16 protein-coding genes are annotated in these 20,334 nt (G+C 73.3%); 9 read left to right on the top strand and 7 right to left on the bottom strand.

All coding sequences use genetic code 11. The features are described from left to right. The first annotated feature begins 66 nt into the window (after positions 1–66). The 5 genes from ACSMHG_RS13190 (at position 67) to ACSMHG_RS13170 (ending at position 4,172) form a co-directional block, all read left to right on the top strand. Positions 67–1,047 (top strand): dihydrodipicolinate synthase family protein, encoded by a 981-nt coding sequence (locus tag ACSMHG_RS13190; protein ID WP_435745754.1) that lies wholly within the window; start codon positions 67–69, stop codon positions 1,045–1,047. 201 nt (positions 1,048–1,248) lie between these two features. Beyond that, positions 1,249–1,668 (top strand): PPOX class F420-dependent oxidoreductase, encoded by a 420-nt coding sequence (locus ACSMHG_RS13185; protein WP_435745752.1) that lies wholly within the window; start codon positions 1,249–1,251, stop codon positions 1,666–1,668. Between the two features lie 91 nt (positions 1,669–1,759). Beyond that, the gene (locus tag ACSMHG_RS13180; RefSeq protein WP_435745750.1) at positions 1,760–2,314 is read left to right on the top strand and encodes a hypothetical protein; all 555 of its coding nucleotides are present in this window, start codon (positions 1,760–1,762) and stop codon (positions 2,312–2,314) included. 201 nt (positions 2,315–2,515) lie between these two features. Further along, a complete protein-coding gene (locus tag ACSMHG_RS13175) occupies positions 2,516–3,040 on the top strand; it encodes a SigE family RNA polymerase sigma factor (RefSeq protein ID WP_435745876.1) in 525 nt (174 codons plus the stop codon). Further along, positions 3,033–4,172: a hypothetical protein gene (locus ACSMHG_RS13170; protein WP_435745748.1), complete on the top strand. Its 1,140-nt coding sequence runs from the start codon at positions 3,033–3,035 to the stop codon at positions 4,170–4,172. Before ACSMHG_RS13175 ends, ACSMHG_RS13170 begins: the two co-directional genes overlap by 8 nt. 33 nt (positions 4,173–4,205) lie before the next feature. On the opposite strand, the gene ACSMHG_RS13165 is transcribed toward ACSMHG_RS13170, so the two are convergent. Then, complete coding sequence (locus tag ACSMHG_RS13165) at positions 4,206–5,597, bottom strand: metallopeptidase TldD-related protein (RefSeq protein WP_435745746.1); 1,392 nt, start codon at positions 5,595–5,597, stop codon at positions 4,206–4,208. Further along, positions 5,597–7,141, bottom strand: a complete 1,545-nt coding sequence (locus ACSMHG_RS13160) for a TldD/PmbA family protein (protein WP_435745744.1) — start codon at positions 7,139–7,141, stop codon at positions 5,597–5,599. The genes ACSMHG_RS13165 and ACSMHG_RS13160 overlap by 1 nt, the downstream gene beginning before the upstream one ends. A 70-nt stretch (positions 7,142–7,211) precedes the next feature. On the opposite strand from ACSMHG_RS13160, the gene ACSMHG_RS13155 reads away from it, so the two are divergent. After that, entirely contained in the window at positions 7,212–7,904 is a 693-nt protein-coding gene (locus ACSMHG_RS13155; protein WP_435745742.1) for a sulfotransferase family protein, read from the top strand. A gap of 113 nt (positions 7,905–8,017) precedes the next feature. On the opposite strand, the gene ACSMHG_RS13150 is transcribed toward ACSMHG_RS13155, so the two are convergent. Further along, positions 8,018–8,683, bottom strand: a complete 666-nt coding sequence (locus ACSMHG_RS13150) for a hypothetical protein (RefSeq protein WP_435745740.1) — start codon at positions 8,681–8,683, stop codon at positions 8,018–8,020. 192 nt (positions 8,684–8,875) lie between these two features. Between ACSMHG_RS13150 and ACSMHG_RS13145 the strand changes: the two genes are divergently transcribed. Both ACSMHG_RS13145 and ACSMHG_RS13140 read left to right on the top strand, forming a co-directional pair. Then, entirely contained in the window at positions 8,876–10,036 is a 1,161-nt protein-coding gene (locus ACSMHG_RS13145) for a sensor histidine kinase (protein ID WP_435745738.1), read from the top strand. Next, positions 10,036–10,704, top strand: coding sequence for a response regulator (locus ACSMHG_RS13140; protein ID WP_435745736.1), 669 nt, complete (start codon positions 10,036–10,038; stop codon positions 10,702–10,704). Before ACSMHG_RS13145 ends, ACSMHG_RS13140 begins: the two co-directional genes overlap by 1 nt. Positions 10,705–10,901: 197 nt before the next feature. Here ACSMHG_RS13140 and ACSMHG_RS13135 read toward each other — a convergent pair whose 3' ends face one another. From ACSMHG_RS13135 to pepN, 4 genes are all read right to left on the bottom strand, one after another. Continuing rightward, complete coding sequence (locus tag ACSMHG_RS13135; RefSeq protein WP_435745733.1) at positions 10,902–13,772, bottom strand: AAA family ATPase; 2,871 nt, start codon at positions 13,770–13,772, stop codon at positions 10,902–10,904. Next, a complete protein-coding gene (locus ACSMHG_RS13130; RefSeq protein WP_435745731.1) occupies positions 13,769–14,944 on the bottom strand; it encodes an exonuclease SbcCD subunit D in 1,176 nt (391 codons plus the stop codon). Before ACSMHG_RS13130 ends, ACSMHG_RS13135 begins: the two co-directional genes overlap by 4 nt. A 93-nt stretch (positions 14,945–15,037) precedes the next feature. Next, positions 15,038–15,832, bottom strand: a complete 795-nt coding sequence (locus ACSMHG_RS13125; RefSeq protein ID WP_435745729.1) for a formate dehydrogenase accessory sulfurtransferase FdhD — start codon at positions 15,830–15,832, stop codon at positions 15,038–15,040. 47 nt (positions 15,833–15,879) lie between these two features. Beyond that, on the bottom strand, positions 15,880–18,333 hold the full coding sequence (pepN, locus tag ACSMHG_RS13120) for an aminopeptidase N (protein ID WP_435745727.1): 2,454 nt from the start codon (positions 18,331–18,333) through the stop codon (positions 15,880–15,882). A 138-nt stretch (positions 18,334–18,471) separates the two neighbouring features. On the opposite strand from pepN, the gene ACSMHG_RS13115 reads away from it, so the two are divergent. Beyond that, entirely contained in the window at positions 18,472–20,205 is a 1,734-nt protein-coding gene (locus tag ACSMHG_RS13115) for a hypothetical protein (RefSeq protein WP_435745725.1), read from the top strand. Positions 20,206–20,334: the final 129 nt, after the last annotated feature.

The raw sequence follows: 20,334 nt of genomic DNA, 5'->3' as shown, positions 1-20,334 counted from the left end.
AGCCAGCCAGCCGAATAGCCGGAAACCCCTTCACGGGTACCCGGCACCACCGTTCCAGGAGCACCCGTGCCAGACCCGACCCAGCCAGCCGCCCTGACCAGTCCGATCGAACGCGGCCCCTTCACCGGCCTGAGTGCCTTCCCCCTCACCCCTATCACCGACGACCGCCATGGCGGTGGCATCGACGAGGCGGCGTTCACCAACCTCATCGGACGCCTCAGCGCCGCGAAGGTCGACTCCATCACGGTCCTGGGCTCCACCGGCAGCTACGCCTACCTGGCCGGTGACGAGCGCGCCCGCGTCGTGCAGCTGGCGGTGGCCAACGCCGGCGGCATCCCGGTCGTCGCCGGCATCGGGGCGACCCGCACCCGCGAGGTGCTGCGGCACGCCGAGCAAGCCCAAGCCGCCGGTGCGGCCGGCCTGCTGCTCGCGCCGGTGTCCTACCAGCCACTCACCTCCGAGGAGGTCTACGGCCTCTTCGAGGACGTGGACGCCGCCTCCTCGGTGCCGATCGTCGTCTACGACAACCCCGGCACCACCCACGTCACCTTCACCGACGACCTTCACGCCCGCATCGCCCAGCTGCCGAACGTGGCATCCATCAAGATCCCACCCGTCGAGGCCGGACCAGCCGCGATGCACGAGCGGATCGACGCCCTCCGCTCGAGGATTCCCGCCGACGTCACCATCGGCATCAGTGGCGACTACGTCGCCGTTCACGCGCTCAACGCCGGGTGCGACGCCTGGTACAGCGTCCTGGGCGGCACCCTCCCACGGGCGTGCCAAGACATCGTCGAGGCAGCAGCGAGCGGCGATGCGGCAGGGGCGACCCAATTGTCCGACCAACTCCGTCCCCTGTGGGACCTCTTCGCCCAGCACGGCAGCTACCGCGTGGTGTCCGCACTCGCTGAGGAGCTCGGACTGGTCCAGCACCCCAACTTGCCCCGGCCCGTCCTCGGCCTCCAGCCGCCGGCCCGCGAGGCCGTGCATCACGCGATCGGCACGCTGCGCAGCAACGGCGTCCCAGGCCTCGACCCACAGGGATGAACCACCGGGCCGGGTCCCCGACGTCCGGGTACCGCGGCGCGCTCACCCGGTACGTGGTCGCAGCCACCCTGGCTCGGACCTCCGACGGCGGCGCGCTCAGAGAGCGGTCCGCGTCGCCAAGGGGATCGAGGACGGCGACCATGCGGAGCGGAACTGCAGGGTGCACGGCTGAGTTCTCGACGGCGGGGCAAGATCGTCGGCATGGAGATCGCAGACGCCCTCGCCGCCGTACGCCGCAACCACCAGGCTGTCCTGGTGACCGTGAAGCGTGACGGGAAGCCGCAGCTGTCCAACGTCCTCGCCGGCGTTGGTGACGACGACGTGATCCGGGTGTCGATCACCACCAGCCGCGCGAAGTACGCCAACCTGCGGCGCACGCCGTGGGCGGCAGTGCACGTCGACGGGGACAACTTCTGGTCCTACGCGGTCGTCGAGGGCGAAGTCAGCCTCTCCGAGGTCGCGGTCGACCCACACGACGCGACGACCGACGAGCTAGTCGAGCTCTACCGCTCGCTAGCGGGAGAGCACGACGACTGGGAGGCCTACCGCGCCGCGATGGTGCACGAACGGCGGGTCGTCGTGCGGGTCGCGCCCACCCACGTCTACGGCCTGCTTCCCTGAGCGAGTTCCCGCCCGGTCCACTCAGTCGTCGCCGCCTTCAACGCGGCAGATGAGTGCGTTCCTTCAATCGGGGCTGCGCCAAAATTGGGACATGTCGAACGTGCGACCGGCTACGACCGCGGACCCAGCGCATTGGCTGCTTCGGTCCGATGCCGATTGGTGGGATCTTGTTCGCTATGGCCCACCAGGCTTCGACGTGTACGTGCGGGTCGCCTTCGCCGACGGCGCGGACCTGAACGGCGAAGAACCTTCGCTGCGTACCGCACTAGCGACCTTGGTAGACCACACGACCACGCCTCGAAGCGGATACGCCGCGGTCTGGGAAGGCTGGACGAGTCGGGAGCCGGTCCCCATGGCCCCGCGAGTGTCGATTCCGAATCGGGAGATGCTGCTCTTCACTGGCCCCGTGGACGAACTCAGAGACGCGCCAGCGCTGGCTTGGTACGGCTCCGCGCAGGACGCCTATCAAGAGCCTCACCTCGTCTGGCCCGAGGACCACGCCTGGTGCCTGGCCTGCGAAGTCGACGAGGAGATTGAGTTCACCGTGGGCTGCTCCGTTGACGCGTCCTGGGCTTTAGTTCGAGCGCTACCCGGCGCAGTCCGACGGGTGCGCTACGGCCAGGCGTCGCCGATGTACCGCGAATAGCGCAAGCATCCGCTCATCGGCAGATCCGCGCGTGTCCGTTCCGCCGTTCCGCCGTTCCGCCGGGTGACGCTCGGTGTCTCGAGAAGCGCTGACTTCTCCGACCGCCCCCGGGATCGCTTGCCTGACGAGCGCACCCAACCGAACGCCGGCTCACGGCGTCTTCGAGGTGAGGCTGACAAAGCACAACAACGGAGGCGACGAATGAACGAGCGCGGGCGGGATGCGGCCTTCGCGGACTTCGTGCACGCCTCGTGGCCGCGGCTCTACCGGACGGCCCACTTGCTGCTGGGCGACCACGGGATGGCCGAGGACTTGACGCAGACCGCGCTGACCAAGACCTACGTCGCGTGGAGCCGGATCCAGGAACCGGAGGCGGCGTACGGCTACGCCCGCACCACGCTCGTCAACACGGCCACCTCGTGGTTCCGTCGTCGCTCCTGGCGTAACGAGACGCCTCACGAGCACGTCCCCGAGGATGTGACCGGGGTGACGGCGGACCTGACGGACCGTCCGGCACTGATGGCGGCCCTCGCTTCGCTGGCACCACGCCAGCGGGCAGTCGTCGTCCTGCGCTTCTACGACGACCTGTCGGTGGCGGCGGTCGCCGATGTCCTGGGGTGTTCCCAGGGCACCGTGAAGTCTCAGACCTCCGCCGCCCTCGCCCGGCTGCGTGTGGTTCTCGGTGACGCGGTGGTCCCCTCCAGGCAAGGAGCGAACCATGACTGAACGATTGTCCGCGCTGATGCACGAGCGGGCGGAGGAGTTGGGGGTCCCGCCGCCGCCGGCCCAGCAGATCCTTGCGCGGGGCCGGCAGGCACGCCGTCGACGGGCTCGCATCCGCGCATCTGCTTTCGCCTCCCTCGCCGTGGTCTGCGCTGCGGGATTCGTGGCGCTGAACCGCGGCCCGGCGGACGAGGAGCGCCTCGACGGTGACCTACGGATCGCCGACACGTCCCGCGCGATGTCTTCGTATGTCTCGGAGGGGGCGTACGCCATCGACGACGAGCTCACCATCGGGGCGAACCGCTTCCAATGGCACGAGCCCATCAAGGCGCTCCACTACACCTCCGCGGGCGTCGTCATCCAGTCGGGCACCAACCCTGATCGGGACGAGGGGGGCTCGAGCTACGCCCTGGTCACCCCGACCGGTGAGTGGTCGTCGATCGACGTCGCCCTCGACGACCAGATCGTGGGTTTCGAGACCACCTCACCCCGCTTCGCCTACGCCGAGCCCACCGACGCAGGCTTCGACCTCGTGGTGCACGACGCTGCGACGGACGAGGAGGTCGCGCGACAGCCGGTCGAGCTCGACACGCAGGCTTCGGGGTGGCGGGCTCCCCCCGCCGCTATCCACGGCGACGTCGTCTGGGTCCGCGGAGACGGTGCCTGGACCGAGTGGGACTGGCGTACCGGCGACGTCCGGCCGGTCACGGGCTCGGAGTCCACCTACGAGGTGGCCGGCGGCGTCTGGGCCGACTGGTCGAACCGGGAGAGATGGCTGATCAGATCGATGGACGACGGGAACCTGGTCGGCGAACTCGACCTGCGCCCCGGGTGGTACGGCTTCTTCTCCCCCGACGGCCGCTTCATGCGCGCCTTCCCCAACATGAAGGGGTCGGAGTCGTCCGTCGACTACGAGTTCTTCTCGGTCGCGACCGGGGACTCCTGGCAGTTGAGCAACGTCCTCGACGGCCACTACAGCCGTGTCGAGTTCGGGTGGAGCCCCGACGGCCACATCCTGAAGCTCCTCGACGACACCCTGTCGGTGTGCGAACCCAATACGGGCGACTGTGAAGAGCTCTCATCGGGCCTCGACGGCGGCACTGTCAGGCTGGGCGGTGAGCCGTACACCTCGTGACGATCCTTGCCGGTGTGTTCCCCACGCCCACGGTCACATCGCCTGCGACACGCTCGACATGTTGAAGTCCGGCACCCGCAGGGCCGGGGTGGCGGTGCGGCTGAAGTAGTCGTCGCCCCACTCGCGGCTGAAGCTCGGCACGGTGGCGCCCGCGTGGCTGAACCGGCGCAGCAGGTCGACGGGGCTCTCGTTCCAGCGGAAGTTGTTGACGACGCCGGTGATCTCGCCTCCCTCGACGAGGTAGACGCCGTCGCGGGTGAGGCCGGTGAGCAGCAGCGACTGCGGGTCGACCTCGCGGATGTACCACAGGCAGGTCAGCAGCAGGCCGCGGTCGACGCCGGCCACGAGCTCCTCGGCGGTTCCGGCGCCGCCGTCGACGTCCAGCACGAGGTTGTCGATCGCCGGGGTGACGGGGAGGTCGGTCATCCGCGCCGAGTGGCGGGTCTGCAGCAGGGCCGTGAGCTCGCCGTCGCGGATCCAGTCGGTGCGGCCCAGCGGCAGGCCGTTGTCGAAGACCGAGGACTCGTTGCCCGAGGAGCTGACGACCACGAACGGCGCCGCCTCCAGGCCCGGGTACGCCGGGTCGCTGGCGAGGTGGACGCCGGGCTGCGCCAGCCGTTCGCCGACCCGGGTCCCGCCTCCGCGGCGGCTGTAGACCGACTGGCCCTCGTGGGCGACCCGCGCCCCGGCGTACCAGTAGGCGTCGATCATCAGGTCGGCCACGGCGCTGGGCGGCAGCACCGTGTCGTAGCGCCCGGCCGGCAGGTCGACTCGCCGCGCGCCCCAGCCCAGCCGCCGCTCGAGCTCGGCGTCCATCGCCAGCGCGTCGACGTCGCGGAAGTCGCGGGTGGCGCCGCCGACCCACGCCGACTGGGAGAGGTCGGTCGGCTTCCCGGTGCACCCGTAGTGGCCGGTCGGCTGGACGTGGCGCAGCCGCAGGCCGGTGGTCGAGCCGAGGTAGATCGTCGTCATCTCGTGGTTGACGAAGCCGTAGAGCAGCCGGCCGGCGGCGCCGGCGCGGCCGAACGCCTCTCCGAGGGCGGGTGCGAAGTCGTCGTACACGTGGATGTCGGTGTGCACCGGAGCGTCGTCCCAGTCCGGCGTCGTCCGGTCGCGGACCAGCTCGTCGGCGTCCTCGGCCGGCGACGCCGCTCGGGCGGCCGCGTCGGCGGCGGCGACGAGCTCGCGGACCTGCGCGGTGTCGGTGGCGCTGCCGGTGACCGAGCCGGTGCAGGTGCCGTCGGCGGTGCGGACGAACGAGATGACGGTGGCGCGCAGCGCGTGCATGACGCCGTTGGTGGTGAGGGTGTTGCCGGCCCACCGCAGGTTGGCGCTGGTGCTGTCGCGGACGATCACGATGCAGTCGTCGGCGCTCGAGGCGGCCAGCGCCTGCTCGAGGAGCGTCTGTGGGCTGGTCGCGGCCATCAGTGCCCCGCCTCCTCGGTCGTGTTCAGGATCCGCACGCCACGGAAGAGCGACGTCGGGCAGCCGTGGCTCACCGAGGCGACCTGCCCCGGCTGGGCCTTGCCGCAGTTGAACGCCCCGCCGAGCTGCCAGGTCTGCGGGCCGCCGACGGCCTCCAGCGAGCCCCAGAAGTCGGTGGTCGTCGACTGGTACGCCGCGTCGCGGACCTGGCCGACGATCTTCCCGTTGCGGATGCGGTGGAACCGCTGGCCGGTGAACTGGAAGTTGTAGCGCTGCATGTCGATGCTCCAGGACTTGTCGCCGACGACGTAGAGGCCGTCCTCGACCCGGCCGATTAGCTCCTCGGTCGACGGCCCGTCGCCGGGGCGGCCGGGCGCCGGCTGGAGGGAGACGTTGGCCATCCGTTGGATGGGGATGTGGCCGGGGGAGTCGGCGTACGCGCAGCCGTTGGAGCGGCCGCGGCCGTCCGGGCCGGGGTTGAGGGTGGGCATCATCGCGCCCATCGCCCGGTCGAGCTGGTAGCCGACGAGCACGCCGTCGCGGACGATGTCCCACGACTGGGTCGCCACGCCCTCGTCGTCGTACCCGGTGGTCGCCAGCCCGTGCTCGACGGTGCGGTCGCCGGTGACGTTCATGACCGGGCTGCCGTACTGCAGGGTCCCGAGGAGGTCGGGGGTGGCGAAGCTGGTGCCGGCGTAGTTGGCCTCGTAGCCGAGCGCCCGGTCGAGCTCGGTGGCGTGCCCGATGGACTCGTGGATGGTCAGCCACAGGTTGGAGGGGTGGATGACCAGGTCGTAGGTGCCCGGCTCGACGCTCGGCGCGGCCAGCTTCTCGGCCAGCAGGCCGGGGGTCTCGGCGAGCTCGGCGTCCCAGTCCCAGAGGGCGGCGTCGGTGAGGTACTCATAACCCCGGCCGACCGGCGGGGCGATGCTCGCCATCGAGTCGAAGACGTCGCCGGCGGTCCCCATCGCCTCGAAGGACGGCTGCAGCCGGATCCGCCGCTGGGTGGTGCGGGTGCCGGTGAGATCGGCGTAGTACTTGTGCTCGTCGACCTGCTGCAGGCTGGCGCTGGCGTGGTCGACCGCGGCGTGGCCGCGCAGCCGGTCGGTCCAGTCGACGAGCAGCGCGACCTTGTCAGCCAGCGGGACGGTGAACGGGTCGACGCGGTAGGAGGAGATCCAGGTGACGTCGTCGTACGTCGGCTCGGGCGCCAGCTCGACGGGGGCGGTGGTCATGGCCGCGGCCACCTGCGCCACCTGGACGGCCGTCTCGGTGACGCGGACCGCCTCCTCGTCGGTCAGCACGACCCCGGAGGCGAACCCCCAGGCGCCCCGGTGGATCACCCGGACCGCGAACCCGAGGTCCTCGCTGTCGCTGGCGCCCTGCAGCGAGCCGTCGCGCACGCCGATGTCCTGGTAGCGCACCCGCTCGAACCGGAACTCCGCGTGGCTGGCGCCGAGCTGGCGCGCCCGCTCCAGCGCCGCGTCGCCGAGCCGCCGGTGGGGGAGGGCGGTGAACGTCGGGTCGAGGCTCGGCTCGCTCATGTCGGGGACCCTATCGGGTGCCGCCGACCGGGCCGGGCGCCCGCGCGGCCGCGTCGTTAGGGTGCTGCCCATGAGCTCACCGGCGTGGTTGGGGATCGGCGCCCAGCGCAGCGGCACCACCTGGTTCACCGACCTGCTGACCCAGCACCCCGCCGTCGACCTCGGCACCAATGGCAAGAAGGAGCAGCAGCTGCTGCACAAGGTGGCCGACGGCCGGGTGCCTGCGGAGGACTACCTCTCGCTCTTCCCGGCCGACGGCGTACGCCGCGGGGACTGGACGCCGCAGTACCTGCGCCACGCCTCCGCCCCCGCCGCGGCGGCGAGGCTGGTGCCGGACGCTCCGATCCTCGTGCTGCTTCGCGACCCGGTCGAGCGGTTCCGCTCCGCGATGCGGCTGGCCGCCACGCGGGGCAAGTCGCCGTGGCCCTACCCGGTGCCGATCACGGTGCAGACCTGGAGCGGCTTCTACGCCGACCAGCTTGATGCCTGGGCCGCCGCCGTCGGCAGGGAGCGCATGCACGTCATGGTCTACGAGGTCATTCGGCAGGACCCGCAGGCGGCCGTCGACGAGGTCTGGCGCCGCATCGGCGTGGACCCCGTGCCGCTGCAGGAGGTGGCCCGGGCCTCCGGCTCGTCGTCGAAGGCCGATTGGGAGTGGACGCCGGGGCTCAAGGAGTCGCTGCAGACGATGTACCGCCCGCAGGCGGCCCGGCTCGCCGACGACTGGGGGCTCGACGTCTCCGGCTGGACCGGCCTGGGCTGAGCGACTCCCTCGCGGGGCTGCGCCGCCGTGATGGATCCTCGCACCATGGGCGGCGGAAGACCTCGGCTCCGCTGCGCCGGCACCACAGGGCGCAGCGGAGCCGGGACCGGCGCTCATGCCGGCGCCGCGACCGCCTCTGGGTTGGTCACGGGCGCAGCCACCCGTGCGCGCGCGATGGCGGCGAAGGACGCCGTCATGAGGACCCACACGGCCACGACGACGACCGTCAGGGTGCTCGCCGCCATGTCGCCGACAACGGCGAGCGCCACCGCAGCGGGCACCCAACCGCGCGTCACCCCGGATCGCCACAGGGCGATCGTCAGGACGACCAGGCCGCCGAAGGTGCAGAGGAGGAACATCGCGGTCATCGCGACCGCCACGGGGCTGCTCGGCAAGGACTCCGCTGCAGCCAGGCCGGCGTCTCCGTCCAGGTTGCGTGCGATCTGCAGCTCCGCGCTGCTCAGCGCCAGCACACCGCTCCATCCGACGAGACCGGCGGCCACCAGGCTGCTCCCGATCATCGCCGCTCGTGGACGGCGCGGCTGGAGCAGGCGATACATGCCCGCCACGGCCGGGATGAAGAGCAGGATCGTCAGCAGGTTGAGCGTGTGGGCCACCTGGGTGCGCTCCGCGGCGTCGGCGAGGATGACGAGTCGCTCGGCGGGGTCGAGCGGCGTGCGGGGCCATGTGAGCGTCGTCACGAGGCCGGCGACCGGCGCCGCGACGAGCGCTGCTGCCTGGGAACGACGAGTGGTGGGGTGGTCGGAGAGGATCGGCATCGCGGTGCTCCTGAGGTGGGGACGTCGGATGCCGAGACGCTATGGCCGCGCCCGTGGCTACCTCGTCCATCCAGGGGCCACACCACCTGCATCGCGGGTCCGGATCCAGCCGTACCGTGCTGCAACCTGAGGTGGGCGTGCTCTGTCCTGGGGTGCAGGACACGGAGGCGGGTGTGCACTAGCGTCCGAGGCATGTCCGTGCGACCGCCGGAGGAGCGGAGCCTCCCGCTGTGGGACGTCGGCGCCGCCGCGCTGCTGACAACGTTCACCCAGTACGAGGTGTGGACCAACGACGGCGTCACGGCGCCGCTGGCCGGTCAGGCCGCCTGCTTCGCGCTGGCGACCTCGAGCCTCGCAGCGCGACGACGCGCTCCCCTGGCCGGGCTGTCCCTGTGCGTGGCTGCGATCACCGTGCAGACGGTGGCACTCGGCGAGGCACCCGTTGCCGGCGGGTTCCTGGCGGTCCTGGTCCTGACCTACTCCGTCGCTGCGCACGCCCGCCGCCCGGCTGCAGTAGCGGGTCTGTTCGTCCTGTCCGCCGCCCTCGTCGTCGAGCCCGCGGTGCGCAGCGAGGCGAGGTCGGTCGCCGATGCGGTGGGGAACCTCGGCCTCTTCGCACTGGTGTGGGGAGCGGGACGCGTGGTCCGCGGACTCCGTCAGCACGGTGCCTGGTGGGAGCGCCGAGCTGACGACCTCGAACGGAGTCGAGAGCAGCGTGTGACCGCCGCGGTCTCGGAGGAGCGGCAGCGGATCGCCCGCGAGCTGCACGACGTCGTGGCGCACAGCGTGAGCGTGATGGTGTTGCACGCAGGAGCGGCCCGGCAGTACGTCGCGCTCGACCCCGAACGGACCACCCAGTCGTTGTTGCTGGTCGAGGAGGTGGGCCGACAAGCCCTCGAGGAGTTGCAGCGGTTGCTGCAGATGCTGCGCGACACCGACGAGGAGTCCCCGTCCATCGTGGGGCTCGGCGACGTGGACCAGCTCGTCGAGCACGTTCGTCAAGCGGGCGTCGGGGTGCGTGTCGACGTGAGGGGCACTCCACAGCCGCTCGCCCCTGGGCTCGATCTCACGGCGTACCGGATCCTGCAGGAGGCCCTCACGAACGTGCTGAAGCATGCCCCCCAGGCGCACTCCGAGGTGAGCATCGAGTATGGCGAGCGGGAGCTGGTGCTCTCGGTCCTCGACGAGGGCTCTGGCGTCGGTAGCCGACCGACCGGGGTCGGCGGCAACGGCCTGGTGGGGATGCGCGAGCGCGTCCAGCTGTACGGCGGAAGCCTCGACGTCGGTCCGCGTCAGGCGGGTGGGTTCGCCGTCCGTGCCCGCATCCCGCTGGGCCACTCGCGGGCGGTGTGATGAGCGACCGCACGCGGGTGCTCGTCGCCGACGACCAGACCCTGGTGCGCAGCGGGATCCGCCTCATCCTCGAGGCGCACAGCGACCTCGAGGTGGTCGGCGAGGCGAACGACGGCGTCGAGGCCGTGCAGCTCACCCGCGACCAGCAGCCCCACGTCGTCCTGATGGACATCCAGATGCCCCGCCTCGACGGGATAGCCGCCATCGCCCGCATCTGTGCCTCACCCGGCGATGCGCCGCACATCCTCGTGCTCACGACCTTCGACCAGGACGACCACCTGTACGACGCCGCGCGCGCCGGCGCAACAGGCTTCTTGCTCAAGACCGCGCCCCCCGAGCAACTGGTGGCCGCCGTGCGCGCCACCGCCGCCGGCGAGACGTTGCTCGCGCCGTCCATCACCCGACGTCTGTTGGACGAGTTCACCCGCCGCCCGCCGGGAGGCGGGATCCCACGCGAAGTCTCCACCCTCACAGATCGAGAGCGGGAGGTACTGGTCCTCGTCGCCCGCGGCCTGTCCAACTCGGAGATCGCAGGCGAGCTCGTCGTCAGCGAAGGGACGGTCAAGAGCCACCTCAACAGGATCCTCGCCAAGCTCGGCGTGCGCGACCGGGTCCAAGCGGTCGTGCTGGCCTACGAATCAGGTCTGGTGCGACCGGGCGACGCCTGACGATGACCTTCCGCTCCCGCGCCTGCGACGTTGGGGCACAAGGGGCCGAGCATGCGTCCGACAGCGGCGGTGCGAGCGCGACGCGACGTTCGCCCCGCCGTTGCCACGACGCTCAACCAGGGTGCCCTCGCGAGACGAGGGTCACCAGGAACGCGCGGGTCCGGGCCACCAGAGCCGCGGTGATCGTGAAGCCCGGCTCAGCCGACGACGGTGACGGTGGACCCCGATCGCGCCTTGCGGACCACCAGCTGGGTGGGGATCCGGTCGCGCATCTCGGCGACGTGGCTGACGACGCCGACGACCCGGCCGCCGTCACGCAGCGAGTCGAGGGTGTCCATGACGTCGTCGAGGGTCTCGGCGTCGAGCGAGCCGAAGCCCTCGTCGACGAAGAGGGTGTCGAGGCTGGCGCCGCCGACCTCGTCGGTGATGACGTCGGCCAGCCCGAGCGCCAGCGCCAGCGACACCACGAAGGTCTCGCCGCCGGACAGTGTCGCGGGGTCGCGGGCCTCGCCGGACCAGTCATCTCGGACGAGAAGCGATAGCCCGCCACGGGTCTCGCCGGCGCCGCGGCGCCCGGTGTGCTCGAGGGAGTAGCGCTGGTCGCTCATCCGCGCCAGACGCTCGTTCGCGGCCGCCACCACCTGTCCCAGCCGGTAGGCCAGCACGTACGCCGAGAGCCGCATCTGCAGCCGGTTGTCCGCCGACTTGCCCTCCACGAACGCCGACAGGCGGGTGGTCAGCTCCAGGTCCGAGCGGAGCGGCGTCCAGGCGTCGAGCGCAGCCGTCAGGAGGTCCGCGAGGGAGCCGACGCGGGCGGCACGGGCCGACCACAGCGCCTCCGCCGAGCGCGCCTCGCCAAGAGCGGCCAGGGCGCGCTGATGGGCCGCCGAGAGCGCGTCGACGTCCGGCAGCGGCGAGGCCGCCAGCTCGGCAGCCCCGGGCTCGGCCAACACGGCAGCCACGGCGGCGAGGCGGTCCTCGTGGCGGCGGACCCGCTCGGTCAGCCGGGCGCACGCCGCGCGGTCACGGAGAGCAGCGGCGGCCTCGTCCGCGGAGCCGAAGCCGGCCTCGGCCACGGCGTCCTCGAGCGCCGCGATCGCCTCGGCCAGTCCGTTCTCGGCGTGGTCGAGGCGGTCCACCGCCTCGATCGCCTTCCGTGCGCTGCGCTCGCGGGCGCGATGCCGCGCGAGGACGGCATCGAGGTCCGCGGCGGGGGAGTCCTCGAGTGCGGCCTGCAGCTCGGCGGTGATGCCCGCGACCTCCTGGGTCAGCCCGCTGCGCGTCGCCTCCAGCGCCGCGGCCTCGGCGACCAGCGCCTCGATCTCGGCCGTCGCGCTAGCGGGGTCGGACACCTTCACCCGCGGGTCCGCGCCGAGCAGCGACTCCAGCCGCTCCTCGAGCTCGCGCCGCTCCTCCGCGAGCGAGCCGGTGTCGCCCTCGCCGGCCGCGGCGCGGGCGTGCTCGATCCGGGTGCGGAGCTCGCGGACCTCGACGTCGCGCAGGTGCTCGGTGCTCGCCGCGTCGTCGACGGCCCGCTGGGCCGCCCGTTCGGCGTCCTCGCCCGGGGCCTCGGCGCCGGCGAGCGCCTTCTGCGGGTGGTCGTCGGAGCCGCAGACCGGGCAGCACGCGCCCACGGCCAGGGCTCCGGCGAGCTCGGCGGCGATCCCGTCGAGCCGCGCGCGGCGTACCTCGATCGCCTGCTCGCGCGCCGTCACCGTCGCCTCCCGCGCGTCCTGCCACGCCTCGCGCGCGGCGACCAGGTCGCGCTCGAGCCGAGCGGCCGTGGCGTGCGCATCGAGCCGGGTGCGCACCTCGGCGAGCTGCACGGACAGGTGGGCGGCCGTGCAGCGGTCGCGGGCGACGGCGGTCAGGGCGACGACCTGCTCGGCGCGGCGCTCGACCCGCCGCAGCTCGGTGCGGACCGTCTCGAGCCTGGCCGCCCGCGGCTGGAGGGCCTGCACCCGGGCCGCGGCCGTGGCGGCCTCCTCGCAGTCGACGAGCAGCCGGTCGCGGTCGTCGCGGGTCACCTCGGCGGGGACGGCCCGCAACGCGGCCTCGCGGGCGGCTCCCGCCTGGTCGGCCCAGCGCAGCACCGGCGCGACGGTCGCGGCTCGGCCAGCTGCGTCCACGGTGCGCCGGTCCGCCTCGACCGCCTCCGCGTCGGCCTCCAGCTGAGCCTGCTCGGCCACCGCGGCGTCGAGCCGGGCCCGGCGCTCGACGAGGCGGCGGGCGTCGTCCAACGCCGTGCGGTCCGCCGCCTCCGTGTCGGCGGCCGCGGCGGCGCGCTCCGCGGCGGCGCTCGCCGCCGCCCCCGCCGTGGTGACGAGCTCCCGGGCCCAGGCCTCGAGCGCCCCGTCGTCGGCCACCCCGGTCAGGTCCCGGACGTCCCACGGCAGCGGTGCGTCGACCGCCTCGCTCACCCGGCTGGCGAGGTCGGCCACCTCCTGGTGGCACGCCTCGGACCGCCGGCGCAGGTCGGTGCGGCGGTCGCGGAGCCAGCGCTCGACGTCGGCGAAGCGGCCGGTGCGGAAGAGCTTCTGCAGCAGGTCGTGCCGCTCCTCCGACTTGGCCCGGAGGAACGCCTGGAAGCGGCCCTGCGGGAGCATCGCGACCTGGGTGAACTGGGTGAGGTTCATGCCCAGCAGCTCGCTGACCAGGTGCCCGGTCTCGTCGAGCCGGGAGGACAGCGGCGTCCAGGCTCCGTCGACGAGCTCCGACAGCGTGACCGAGGCCTGCTGGGTGGTGGTGCCGCTGCCACGCTTCTTGGGTCGCTCCCACGCGGGGGAGCGGACGATGCGGAAGCGTCGCTGGCCGAGGGTCGCCTCCAGGGTGACCTCGGGTGCGACGCCCTCGGGGGCGCGGTCCGAGCGCAGTCGCTTCGCGCTGCTCCGGTCGCCGGGCACGTCGCCGTACAGGGCGAAGCAGACCGCGTCGAGGACGCTGGTCTTGCCGGCGCCGGTCGGGCCGGAGAGGAGGAAGAGCCCGGCCGCGGACGCGCGGTCGAGGTCGATGCGGACGGTGTCGGTGAACGGCCCGAACGCCCGGATCTCCAGGGAGTGGAGCCTCATCGCGAGGCCACCGCCCGCTCGGCGACCGCCCGGTCGAGGTCCCGGTCGTCGCAGCAGGCGTCGACGGCCGCGTCGAGGAGGGCCCGCTCGTCCTCGGTCGGCGCGCTTCCGCGCAGCTCGCGGACGAACTCGGAGGCGATGTCGTGGTCGGTGCGCCCGCTGGTGCGGGTCGCGGGCGCGGCGCCCAGGCCCGGCGCGGGCGTCGAGAAGCCGAGGACCAGGGCGTGGGGGAACCGTCGGCGCAGCCGGTCCATCGCCTGCAGCGGGCGCACCTCGTCGGTCAGCGTCGCCTGGACCCACGACGACTCGTGGCGACGGTGCCGCGCGTCGGTCAGCAGCTCCTCGAGGGTGCCGGTGAGCCGGGCGAGCGGCCGGGGGACCGGTGCGTCGAGGAACTCCGCCCGCACCTCGCCCTGCGGGCCGAGGTCGACCAGCCAGGAGCCCTTGCGGTGGTCGGCCTCGGAGAAGGAGTAGGCCAGGGGAGAACCGCTGTAGCGGGCGCGCTCGGTCAGCGTGTGCCGGCCGTGGAGGTGGCCGAGGGCGACGTAGTCGATGCCGTCGAAGACGCTGGTGGGCACCATCGAGACGCCGCCCACGGAGATGTCGCGCTCGGAGTCGCTGGGCTGCGCGCCGTTGACGAAGGCGTGGGCCAGCACGACCGAGCGGGTGCCGAACCGGGTGTCGAGGTCGGCGTGCACCCGGCGCATCGCCTCGGTGAGCGCCGCCTCGTGGGAGCGGCGGGGGAGGCCCCACGGGTCGGCGACCGCGTGCGGGTCGAGGTAGGGCAGGGCGTGGACGGCGACCGGGCCGTGCTCGTCGTCGAGCAGGACCGGGGTGCCGACGCCGGCGGGGTCGGCCCGGATGAAGACGCCCGAGGCGTCGATCAGCCGGGAGCTGAACCCGAGCCGCTGGGCGGAGTCGTGGTTGCCGCTGGACACCACCACCCGGGCGCGCGACCGGGCGAGCCGGACGAGGATGTCGTCGGCGAGCCGGACGGCGTCCACGTGCGGCAGGGCCCGGTCGTAGACGTCGCCCGCGACCACGACCAGGTCCACGCGCTCGGCCTCGACCACCTCGAGCAGGTGGTCGGCGAAGGCGGCCTGGTGGGTCAGCATCCCCTCACGGTGGAACGACCGGCCCAGGTGCCAGTCGGAGGTGTGGAGGATGCGCACAAGAGGACCGTAGGAGGCGGCGCCGACACTCTCCCGGACCCACGCCGGGGGCGAGGAGGATCACCCGCCGGAGCAGGTGGGCGGGCAGGGGACTCAGGTGTAGCGCACGCACCGCCGGGCGGTGGTGAACCCGTAGAGCGCGAGGCCGCCGTCGGTGGCGAGCCGGACCGACAGGCTGGTCGGCGCGCCGACGGCCACCAGGGCGCCGACGCCGGCGGCCAGCGCCTTCTGCACGAGCTCGAACCCGGCCCGGCCGCTGACCACGAGGGCGGCCGCGGCGGGGTCGGCACCGGCCAGCACCTGGGCGCCGGTGACCTTGTCGACGGCGTTGTGCCGGCCGACGTCCTCGCGCACGACCAGCGCCTCGCCGGCCGCGGAGAAGAGCCCGGCGGCGTGCACACCCCCGGTGCGCTCGAAGAGCCGCTGGTGCTCGCGGAGCACCCCCGGCAGGCGGCGTACGACGTCCGCGGACGGCAGCTCGCCGGCCCACGGCGCCGCGGTGCGCGCGGTGAGCGCCGAGGCGACGCTGTCCTTGCCGCAGACCCCGCACGCCGAGGAACCGGAGGAGAGCCCGTCGTGGCGGTGGCCCGGGTCGGTCAGCGGCGGCCCGTCGAGGGTGACGGTGACGACGTTGAACTCCTGCTCGGGGTCGAGCGTGGTGTCGGTGCAGTAGGCGACGCCGGCGATCCCGCGGTCGCGGCGCGGGTCGGCGACGCCCTCGTGCAGCAGCCAGCCGGTGGCCAGCTCGAAGTCGTGGCCCGGCGTGCGCATCGTCAGCCAGACGCGGTGGGCCGGGGCGCCCGGCCAGGCCAGCCGGATCTCCAGCGGCTCCTCGGTGACCAGGCGGTCCTCGTGGCGCCGTTCGCCATCGCTGAGCAGCTCGATCACCCGGGTGCGCACAGTCGGCCCGGGACGGCGGGGCCTCACCCGCGCCGTCATGACGGGTACGTCTCCCGCACCCGGACCATGCGCTCCAGGTGGTCGGTCGCGTCGCCGAGGCGGCGCCGCAGCGACGCGTCGAGGTCCGGGTCGGCCAGCAGCCGGTGGGCCTGCTCGACCGTGCGCCGCTCCATGGCCGTCGCGGGGAAGAACGCCTCAGCCCCCTCCGCGAGCACCCAGCCGCTGCGGACCCCGGCGGTGGCGGGCAGCTCCGCGAAGTAGCGGTCGACGTAGGGGCGGGTCAGCTCCTCCTGGCCCCGCTGCCACATCCCCAGGCCGGCCGCCTCCAGCTCGTAGTTGGGCACGTCGACCTCGCCGGTGAACCGGGACCACGCCCACGCCTTCGCCTCGGCGTCCGGCAGCGCCGCCCGGGCCCGGGTGTGCTCGACGGTGGCCTGCGCGGTCGGGGCCGCGGCCAGCGCGGCGTCCAGCTCGGCGACGTCGGTCGCGCCGAGCGCGGCCAACCGGACCAGGAGGCGCCAGCGCAGGTCGAGGTCGAGGTCGATGCCCTCGGGCGTCTGCTCGAGCCAGCCGCGCAGCAGCTCCGGGTCACCGGCGGAGCGGATCGAGGCGCGCAGGGCGGCCAGCTGCTGCTCGGAGCCGGCCTCGGTCGTGGCGAGGCGGGCCCGGGCCGCGTCGTGCAGACGTGCGGCGGAGCCGGGTGGGGCGAGGGGGAGCAGGGTCTGGAAGAGCCACGGGATGGTGCGCCGGGGGAAGGCCCGGTGCGGGTCCTCGGGATCCTCGACCGGGAAGCGCGCGACGGCCACGTCGACGATCGCGGTCGGGTCGACGGCGGCGTCGTGCAGGGCGCTGCGCAGGTTGTTCCAGATGCCGGCCAGCAGCCCGAGATCGGTCACGTCGGGGATGAGGGCCGGCAGGGCCGCCACCGTGGCGGCGTCGGGGTGCAGCACCGCCCAGGTGTCGTCGTACGGGTCGAGGACGACGGGCGCGCTGCCGGCGTCGTACGGCGTCTCGGGCCCTGCCACCACGACCTGCTCGGTCCGCCAGCCGTCCGGCCCCGCGACGGCGGCCTGGAAGGTGTGGGTGCGGTCGGCGGGGTGCCCGTCGGGGGAGGTGCGACGCAGCACACCGGCACCGCGGTCGAGGACGATCGTGTCCGGGCCGGCGGTGCGCAGCCACTGGTCGGCGAAGGCGGACAGGTCGCCCGCACCCGCACGCTCCCAGCTGTCGAGCAGGTCGTCCATGGTGGCGTTGCCGAAGCGGTGCCGGGTCAGGTGGTCGACGACCCCGCCGAAGAAGACGTCGTCGCCGAGGGTCGCGGCGAGCTGGCGCAGGATGCTGGAGCCCTTGACGTAGGAGATGCCGTCGAAGTCCTGCAGCGCGGCGGTCGCGTCGACCGCGCCGTTCCCGGCGACGGGGTGGGTGCCCGGCCCGAGGTCGGCGACGAGGCCCCACTGGCGGCGGACGAAGGAGTGGTCGACCCACGCGTCGGCGTACTGGGTCACCTCGGCGGTGACCCGGTTGCCGAGGTACTCCGCGAACGACTCGTTGAGCCACAGGTCGTCCCACCACCGGGGCGTGACGATGTTGCCGAACCACTGGTGGGCCATCTCGTGGGCCACGGTGGTCGCCCGCGCGATCCGGGTGCCGCGGGTGACCCGGGTGTCGAAGACCAGCTGGTCGCGGAAGGTGACGCAGCCCGGGTTCTCCATCGCCCCGGCGTTGAACTCCGGCACGAACGCCTGGTGGTAGTCGCCGAACGGGTAGCGGATCCCGAAGAGCCGGTGCATCTCGTCGAAGGACTGCCGGGTGAGCGTGAACAGCTCCTGGGCGTCGGCGTCCAGCGCTGCGGCCAGGCTGCGGCGGGCGCTCAGCCCGAGCACGATGCCGTCGTGCTCGTCGCAGACCAGGTGGTAGGGACCGGCGACGACAGTGACGAAGTACGTCGACAGCGGCTGCGTCGGACCGATCTCCCACACGCCGGGCTCGGCGCTGGTCGCGGGCGCGTTCCCGACGACCGTCCAGTCCGTGGGGGTGACCACGCGGAACGTGTACGGCGCCTTGAGGTCCGGCTGGTCGAAGCAGCCGAAGATGCTGGGGGCGGCGTCCATGAACGACATGCCGTAGACGTAGTGCCGGCCGTCGGCCGGGTCGACGCTGCGGTGCAGCCCCTCGCCGTCGTTGCGGAAGCGCATGGTGGCCTCGACCACGAGCTCGTTCGGGCCGGAGGCGGTCTCCAGCGGCAGCCGGCCGCGGTCCAGGAGGTCTGCGTCGACCGGCTGGCCGTTGAGGGTCGCCCGGTGCAGGGCCGCCGGCTTGAGGTCGAGGAACGTCGGCCCGCCGAGCGAGTCGAAGTGGATCGTCGTCACGGACCCGAACGTCGCCTCGTCGGCGGCGAGGTCGAGCCGCACGTCGTAGGACTCGACGGTCAGCAGGTCCGCGCGGGCCTCGGCCTCGACGCGCTGCAGGCTCCGGTACGGCGTGCTCACGCGCGCCAGCCTACGGTCGGACACCCGACGGCCACCCGATCGAGACCCGACCGAGATCGAAGGCAACCAACGCGGCGCGCTCCGCGTCGTACGTTGCACCGGCGCAGCAAGCGCCCCTTCCGGGAGGACGTACCCCGCATGACCCCCATGACGCCTCGCAGCACCTCGGCCCGCCGCCGTGCGACCGCCCTGGCCGCTCTCACCGCCACCAGCGGCCTGCTGCTCGGGAGCACCGCGCTCAGCGGCCCCGCCACCTCGGCCGAGCCGGCGGACGACTGCGTCGAGGCGTTCCCCGTCGCCGACCTCGCGCCGGGTGACGCGGTCACCGGGCTCACCGTCACGCGCGGCACCGAGCCGGAGGCCTTCACCGGCGAGGTCCTCGGCGTCCAGGAGGACGGCATCGGCGCGGGCCTCGACATGGTCATGGTCCGCATCGAGATGCCCGCCGTCGCGAAGGCCGGGATCTGGCAGGGCATGTCGGGCTCGCCGGTGTACGCCGCCGACGGCCGGCTGATCGGGGCGGTCGCCTACGGGCTGTCCATGGGGCCCTCGCCGGTGGCCGGCGTGACGCCGTACGAGCACATGGACGAGCACCTCGCCGCGCTGCCGGACCACGTCCCGGTCGCCCCTCGCCTGGCCGCCCGCATCGCCGGCTCGACCGACGTCACGCGTGCGGAGGCGCGTGAGGGTCTCGCCCCGCTGCGGGTGCCCGTCGGTGTCTCGGGGATCAGCCCGGAGCGGCTGGACGCGGCGAAGGACCGCCCCTACCTCCGGCGCGACGTGCAGCGGCTCGGGGGAGCGGGGTCGGCCGCGGCCGGCCCGGAGACGATCGTGCCGGGCGGCAACATGGCCGCCTCGCTCTCCTACGGCGACGTCACGCAGGCCGGCGTGGGCACCGCGACCGCGGTGTGCGACGGGAGGGTCGTCGGCTTCGGCCACCCCATGGAGTTCCGCGGCGAGACGACCATGACGCTGCACCCGGCGTCCGCGGTCTACGTCCAGGAGGACCCGGCCTGGTCCGGCATGAAGATCGCCAACCTCGGCGCGCCCGCCGGCACCGTGTCGCAGGACCGCCTGACCGGCATCGCCGGGTCTTTCGGGGCGCTGCCCGAGACGACGACGATCACCAGCACCTTGTCCCACCGCGGCAAGACGCGCACCGGCACCAGCCACAACAGCGTCGCCGACGCCGCCGCCTGGACGACCTTCGCGCAGCTGGTCGCCAACCACGACCGGGTCGTCGACTCGATCGCAGGCGGCTCGGAGACGGCCACCTGGCAGATCACCGGCACCGACGTCGACGGGACGCCGTTCGAGCTGTCCTTCAGCGACCGCTACGCCGCGGAGTACGACCTCGCCTCGACCGTCGGCTTCGAGCTGGGCGACCTGGTCTGGGCGCTCAGCTCGATCAAGGACGTCGACCTCACCGGCGTGGACGTCGACGCCGAGGCCGTCGACGACGACACCACCTACCGGCTCAGCGCCGTGCAGCAGCGGCGCGGAGGCACCTGGGTGACCCTCGGCCGCGGGGAGTCCGCCGTCGCGCGTGCCGGGACGTGGCTCCGGCTCCGCGCCGTGCTGGCCGGTCCGGAAGGCACCAAGCACCTGCCGGTCGGGATGACCGTGCCGGGGAAGGCGGCCGGGATGACCGGCCGGGTCTACGTCACCGGCGGCAACTGGGTGTGGACCGGCGGGCAGATCACGTCCGTGGCCAAGGCCCAGCGCGTCGTCGACCGGATGGTGCGCAACGACGAGCTGCAGGTCGCGCTGGAGCTCTCCGAGCGCCGCGAGCAGGTGCGCAAGGTCCGCACGGCCGGGCCGGCCGACCGCGTGGTCGAGGGCCAGAAGCGGGTCCGGCTCGTCGTGCGCTGACCCGGGGGGGGGGGGGGGGGGGGGGGGGGGGGGGGGGGGGGGGGGGGGGGGGGGGGGGGGGGGGGGGGGGGGGGGGGGGGGGGGGGGGGGGGGGGGGGGGGGGGGGGGGGGGGGGGGGGGGGGGGGGGG

This window comes from Nocardioides ureilyticus, assembly GCF_051280745.1.
Classification (GTDB): Bacteria; Actinomycetota; Actinomycetes; order Propionibacteriales; family Nocardioidaceae; genus Nocardioides.
The sequence above is the reverse complement of the archived record's forward strand: the minus strand, read 5'-3'. Positions and strand labels throughout refer to the sequence as shown.